The 6,867-nt window shown below is 35.3% G+C and carries 7 protein-coding genes; all 7 read right to left on the bottom strand.

The window, feature by feature from the left end; all coding sequences use genetic code 11:
- Nucleotides 1–177: 177 nt before the first annotated feature.
- Nucleotides 178–381: a hypothetical protein gene (locus ACFSCZ_RS16945; RefSeq protein WP_144463427.1), complete on the bottom strand. Its 204-nt coding sequence runs from the start codon at nt 379–381 to the stop codon at nt 178–180.
- A 26-nt stretch (nt 382–407) separates the two neighbouring features.
- On the bottom strand, nt 408–677 hold the full coding sequence (locus ACFSCZ_RS16940; protein ID WP_144463426.1) for a hypothetical protein: 270 nt from the start codon (nt 675–677) through the stop codon (nt 408–410).
- 85 nt (nt 678–762) lie between these two features.
- A complete protein-coding gene (locus ACFSCZ_RS16935) occupies nt 763–996 on the bottom strand; it encodes a pilin (RefSeq protein ID WP_144463425.1) in 234 nt (77 codons plus the stop codon).
- Between the two features lie 7 nt (nt 997–1,003).
- Complete coding sequence (locus ACFSCZ_RS16930) at nt 1,004–1,213, bottom strand: hypothetical protein (RefSeq protein WP_214285613.1); 210 nt, start codon at nt 1,211–1,213, stop codon at nt 1,004–1,006.
- A 38-nt stretch (nt 1,214–1,251) separates the two neighbouring features.
- On the bottom strand, nt 1,252–1,431 hold the full coding sequence (locus tag ACFSCZ_RS16925; protein ID WP_144463424.1) for a hypothetical protein: 180 nt from the start codon (nt 1,429–1,431) through the stop codon (nt 1,252–1,254).
- A gap of 224 nt (nt 1,432–1,655) precedes the next feature.
- Entirely contained in the window at nt 1,656–5,261 is a 3,606-nt protein-coding gene (locus ACFSCZ_RS16920; RefSeq protein ID WP_380775587.1) for a hypothetical protein, read from the bottom strand.
- A 263-nt stretch (nt 5,262–5,524) separates the two neighbouring features.
- Nucleotides 5,525–6,604: a hypothetical protein gene (locus ACFSCZ_RS16915; protein WP_144463422.1), complete on the bottom strand. Its 1,080-nt coding sequence runs from the start codon at nt 6,602–6,604 to the stop codon at nt 5,525–5,527.
- Nucleotides 6,605–6,867: the final 263 nt, after the last annotated feature.

Genomic DNA, 6,867 nt, shown 5'->3' with positions numbered 1-6,867 from the left:
TTCCCTTCGCCCTTGTTATTCACAACCTAAACCATTGGCGTGTTTGTCAAGGGCGATTGCGTGAGTTAACCACCCAACCACTGATAGAAATCTAGTGAGTTTTCATAGAACTTTTGACATTACCCAACACCCCTGTTCAATATCATTTTAGAATAGCTATCATTTCATCGGATTAATTTAAATCTCTTTAAAATCCATTTTTTTCGCTAACCACTCCAACTTTATTTTAAGAAGGAAATTAGATAAATGAGTAGTTTTTTTTCCATGCAAAAGATTAAATAAATCGAATCCTCCAACTAATACAATGATTAATGACAAAAGAGCAATTCCTATAGAAATCAAATAAGCTATAAAATAACCAGCTAAATTTAAATATTCCATTAATACACCTCTCCCTATCTTTCACCCTAATCTCGGTTCTCTGCCGTTTCTTCTAACCGCAGTGGAAAAAAATTAATAATTGTTACATTATTCACCTTATATTCCTCTTCTATTAGTTTTTGTAAACTCCCCACTTGATTAACATTAATAATATAATCGCTCATGATTACTTCCGCATTACCCATACCTCTTGAATGGTAATAAGATACAAAATATACTATGTCATTTCCCTGCATATCTTCTTGAATTATATCTTCTTGAATTGTTTTATCAATGCTATTTGTTTGATTACTCATCAAAATCCACCTCATTAAATTAATAATTATAATTAAAAAGAGAGTGATATAAAGTGGAACCCACTTCATATCACCCTCACCAATCTTAGAAACCTACTACTCTACCGCCCAACCATGATACGAGATATGTTGCTAAATAAACAATTCCAAATCCAATAGCAACGTTAATCATCCACCCCGTATACATTTCCTTTTTTTGTGGGTCTTTTGCAAAAGTCCACAATAATCCAATAACAACAAGAATTAAGCCTGCCAAAACAGGTGCGACAGGCTTAATTCCGTTCGTGATATTTGTAATTGTCCTGATGACCTCATTCATCCATTAATCACCCCTCTCTTGCTAATTCACTAATTTTTTTCATATTTTCAACATTAAAATCATTTATAAGTTCCTGATGTTTCTCGTGTAGCCATTCAAAGTAGGAAATTCCCTTACCTTCCAAAATGCTCTTCGCCAACTTTTCAAATTCACGGAATTGCGAAGGTTTACTATTAGTAACCTTTCGTTTTTTCACTTGAACTTGTTCCGAATTCAACCATACTCACCCCTTTAATAAAAAAAGGTGCTAATTTGTTACTTAGCACCTCCCCAATTCATACCTGAACCACTAAAGACACTATCCACCATGTTGCTAAAACCATTGCTAATCTTCGTCATAATTGGATCGAATACACCTGTTGCAAATGCAACAAATATCCCAAAGATGATTAAGACAACAAGTATCAATGTGATTGCTCCTTTATGGCTATCCAATGTCTTTCACCCCCTTTTAAAGAAAATCCCCTTTCTAAAAGTTCACTTTTAGAAAGGGTTTTTCAAAAACAAAATGACTTCTCGGGAACGACAGGAGTTGAACCTGCCTTAAATCCACAATTCCCATAAAAAAAGAGCCTAACTATTTTAGTTAGACTCAAAACGATTACTTGATAACGTCATAAATATTTTCTTGTCATAAAAAGCAAATGGCTATCTATCAATCAGAACCCTTCAATAGCTTCCCTAATCTTATTAAAAAAGTCTAAATCAGCAACTCGAAATTGATGCAACTTTTGTTTGGGTCTTTCCTTAATTGAATTTACGATGCCCTCTTTTTCCGTGTGCTTAATTACAATAGAATGAACATCACGTTCTGAAAAATCACTTATTTTTGATTCTGATTGTTCAATTAACCAAGCGTCATCGTGACCTGAACCAAATAAATAATGTTCAAACGAAAATTTCTGACCATATTCCCAATTAACATCATTTAAGCCAATGTTTTTCAAGAATATATGATTTGTGTAAACCTCATTCGGCTTTAGTCCTGATGCTGGATCGATAGGAACATAATATCTTTGTAATTTTTCTATATTATCTAACCCTTCCCCGTTAATCCCGATGATTTCATCCTTAAAATCATAACTTGTATGTTTGAAATAATCCCTAGCCATTTTATCTTTGGTTAATTGTACAGCAAGTTTTTCTGTAGGTTTTGTATCGTTATGCACAAAGTGTCTGTTAAGCTGGTATGCGTAAGGGAACACGGTAACAAAACCTGTTCTTTTCGCCACAAAGAAATAATCGCTGACAAAATCCATATCATAAACACGATCGCCCCCCTGAATACCTCTATCTCGCATTTCACTTTGTTGCAAGAAGAACGCATATTTTCCCAAATCACTTCGTTCCGTGCTATTTTTCAAATCCTCTTTCAAACTTTCATCGACATCCACAGGATAATAATGCCCATGAATGTTTCCCTTTTGTAGCACGGTAAAACCATTTTTCTTATGATTGCCTGATGGCACATGTACAAAATACCTCAAGGAATCAGGCTTAACATTTAAAGCAGATTGTGTTTTCAACTCATATGTGGGCTTCATGAGATTATCTAATTTTTCAAAACGCTCATAATAGTTCTCTTTCTCCCTTGTAGCTTCAGTAAATGAATCACTACGCCCCACTAAGAGTCTTTCGTTTAATATTTGAACAATATTTTCTTTTTTAATTGTCTCACCATGCCGGTGATCCATTTTTAATTGTAAAATGTTAGCTTGATTACCTCGCTTTATTAAATTTTCGCTAGTCGGCTTAACATTAATTACTTCAATGGAATTCGTATGATTTTGATGAACCCAAATGTCACTTCCTGTTCCATTAATTTTTCCTCTATACCATATGTTGTCTCCTACTGTTTCGGTTAAATTAACATGGAACTCTTCTCCCTTATACCTTGAAAGATCATGCACTTGTTGCTTTGTCCACCCCCACGCTCTAGTATAAGAGTTTCCATTACCGTTGAGGGTAATAACCTTTTTTAGTCTATCCATGCCGAAATGAGTATACGTCATTAAATCATTTTCTTTAACCCATCCAATTGCTTTTTCTGGGAACATTTCAGCACTTGCACCATTCGACAGGCGGTAATACACATCATTACCTCTTACAGCTTTTTCTTTAATAAAATACGTATATCCATAGCTGTCTCCTGCCTTAACTCCTGTTTTATCTGTAGGTTCATTATAAATAATCACATTCTCATTAACTATCCTACCTAAACGACTGGTTGTATAATATGAGAAGCCACCTTCGCTTTCAGATAATTTGAATTTTTTTCCATATGGAGCTTGCCATGCCGGAACAATTTTGTCTCGTTTCCACTCCACACAATCATTTCCGATTTTTTCAGAACAGAAATAACTTACATCAAAATGATTGGTATACTCATACTCAAAATCATATTCCATATTTTTATTTTTAAAATCGGAAGCCTTAGCAATTAGAGCGATTGGGTCAGTTGACGATTCTTTACGTGTATCCAAATTTAATGTGTGTTTTTCATTTCTTGTAGCATAATGAGTGCCCGTTATCGTATAGTTACTTTCGGCATATAACTTACTTTTTTCATTCACATTCTCCTTACGCAATTCCCAAAACGATTGACCTTCTGCATGTCCATGAGTATTTCTTCCACCACCCACTTCAACCACACGTGAAGGGTCAGGTAGGACAGGTTTATAATAGATATTGATTGTTTGTTTTCTCAATTTTCTGCCATCAGACAATACTTCTTCTGTTCCTCTTAAATTATTGAATTTTACAGAATCAGTAACAGCAACATAAGGATAACCAAAAGTATTTTTGAAATGCCCACGTGGTTTAGGGTTAACCGTATAAGGATCATTGTATTGCGCTATTGATTGTTCAGTAGCAAGCACTTCACCAGTACCTTTATCAATATGATTTATAACTACATCTACATATGCCTGATAAGTAAATGTAACTGTAAAATTGCCCGTTATTCTATTTCTTGTAATTGTTTGACTAGTTCTCGAAGGATCAGCAACATAACTAAAATTCCTGCTTTTTATTTCCTTGCCATTTTGATCAATTAAATTACCTTTTGTTTTTGGTCTTAAAGTATAATTATTAGCACTATTATAAGGAGCTTTTAGTCTCTCTGTACGCACTATCGTAGCAGTCCTTGAATCTTTATGATGCACAGTAACGTCTACCTGTGTTTTTTTCCATGACAGTGTAGCAATATTTCCTCCAAATTGAAGATATGCTGAACTAGCATATCTAGTAGATGGATTCTCATTAGGAACTTTCAAACCATGCCAAACTGTTGTACCAGCACTTTCACTTTGATGAATCCACTGATAAGTTTCCCCTTCATCAAAATACCCTACCCCGCCAATACCTGTTTCGGCACTTATAGGTTTAGTTCTTTTGATGACCTTTGGGTTTGTCATTGTCATCCATCTTAAATCACTACCACTTGTTAATGTTAGTTGACCATCATTCCAATCCACTCCTCCTTTTTCAAAAGGTAAAATTAGTTCATCATAAACTAATCTAGTACCTCCTTCCATACCCTTAACCGCTTTGATGATATAAAATTCCCAAACTTCATTACCTTGTTTAAACAATTCTGCTAATGGAATATATGCACGAAATCCAACCCACTTATATTCCATATTACACTCTTCACGATTCCTTTTAAGAGAATCTTGCCCAGTGTTTGGACACTTATTTCTAATTGATCCAGTATTAGACTGTTTATTCCACTCTAAATCCTTGCCAGCATTTAAATTAGTAAGGCGAGTTTTAAAAACCCTCCTATCACTCCTGTCTGTTTTATTTATCACACCAATATAGGTAGCGGTGTTATGCACATCATGGTGGTAATAACCATCAATCGCCGCCCATCCATCAAAGGTGAAAAAATCCTCTCCACCTGACTTAGTTATTTGCCAACCTTGCTTAAAGTCATGATCTGTACTTCCCTCATAAACGTCATAAAAGAAACGGTTTCCTTTATCAACACTATACAGTCTCTTAGGGAATTTACCTCCCCTATCAATATTTCCTTTCTCCCAAGCCGTTTTAACAGATGGACTCACATCGGTCGCCCATGTTTTTGCACCACCCGCATTTTTACTTGGTCTATAACCGCCATCTGCCCATGTAGCGTTACCATCACGCAATTGAATGGAAGGATGTGCATTTGCACTGACTTTCGATTCTCCAAAAAAGAAACTAACTCCCATGGCAAAAATGACGAAACTATATAATATCATTCTCACTTTCACAGTCTCCAATCACACTTCTCCTTTCCTTATGTAATAAAAAGAAAAACTCCCTAACCGTGTAGGAAGTTTTAGCATTTTTTGACCAAGTAAATTTAAAGTTATCCAATTTAAGATTTTTTCACATTACCAATATAACATGTTTTTTTAGCAAAAAAGTCTCTATAGTGTATCTAAATAGTATCCTAACAGTATCACGAAAGTATCATAAAAGTATCATTCCGACCAAGCAAAAAGACTAACCCCTAAAGGTTAGCCCTAATATTGTCACTAAATTACTTCTTCTTTTTATAGTAAAGAAATATTCCACCACCTACAATTAGCAAACCAAGACCGATCGCAAGGATAATAAAAGGACTGGTTGCTTTGTTGGAAATATTTTTTTCTATATTATCATCATTAGAAGAAACACTAGCAGGTGCATCTTTATCATCCTTTTTTAAAGATTCGTCATGTAACTTTTCAGCTTCTAACTTAGATATTTCTTGCTTAACTTCTTTTCCATCCTCATCTTCAAAGATTGCAAAATGTTTGTTTCCCTCTTTACTAATTACTGCATTTTTATCTTTTAATTCCGCTACAGAAAGATTTTTTGAACTTTGTTTATCATCTTTATGTGAATCTTTTACTTTTTTATCTGTACTATTTGTACTATTATTTGTTTTTTGAGCAGATATTGAATTTGTTGAATTTTTATTTGGGCTAGCCGGACTGCCATTACTTCCTCTACTATCGTTGTCATTACTTTTCTTCTGGTTAGTATTAGTAGACTTTTCAACCCCTTGCTTGTGTTGTTGGGCAGGTTGAGTCGGCTTTGATTGTTGCGGTTTTGGTTGTGTCGGTTTTGCTTCTACAGGTTTCGGTTGCGACTTTGGTTGTGTCGGTTTTGGCTTTGACTCCACTGGTTTTGATTCCACCGGCTTCGGTGCTGGGGTCGGCTTTGGTGCTGGTTTTGGTTGCGGTGTAGGTTTTGGTTCTGCCGGCTTTGGTGTAGGTTGCGGTTTTGGTTGTGCCGGCTTTGGTTGCGGCGCAGGCGCAGGTTCAGATTTTTTAGGGATAACTGTAACACTTAAATCAAATTCACCATTAACGGAAGAGTATCTTACGACTTCTCCATTACTTACTGGCTTAGAGACAGCACCTACTACCATAGCCTTCCCACTAGGGGTTACATATCCGACGACATACCCTTTACAAGCACCTGTGGCATCTGCTTCATTACCTACGACATGTCTATTAGCATCAATTGTTATTGAACAATTACCTACACCATTTGCTTTAACATCATTATGTGGCAATATCAAGCCCAACGATATTGCTATTACAGCTATACTCCCTAACACCTTTTTAAACATGATTAATCCTCCCCTTTTTAATCATCGTTTTTAGTGTCTATTATCCTTGTATCGAAAGACTATAAATAGTTTCATAGTTATAGTTAAACCTTATGTATGTGCTTTATGAATAAGGGAGAGAGCTAGTTATACTAGCTCTCAGGCTGTCGAGAAACCCTCGACAGCCTTTTTAATTATTTATAATATTTGTTCTTTCATCGTTTTAATTTGTTAAAATAAAAATAACAAAATATGGCGGTGATAAAGTTGCTCCATACAAAATC

This window comes from Siminovitchia sediminis (assembly GCF_042680885.1).
Lineage (GTDB): Bacteria > Bacillota > Bacilli > Bacillales > Bacillaceae_C > Siminovitchia > Siminovitchia sediminis.
The sequence above is the reverse complement of the archived record's forward strand: the minus strand, read 5'-3'. Positions and strand labels throughout refer to the sequence as shown.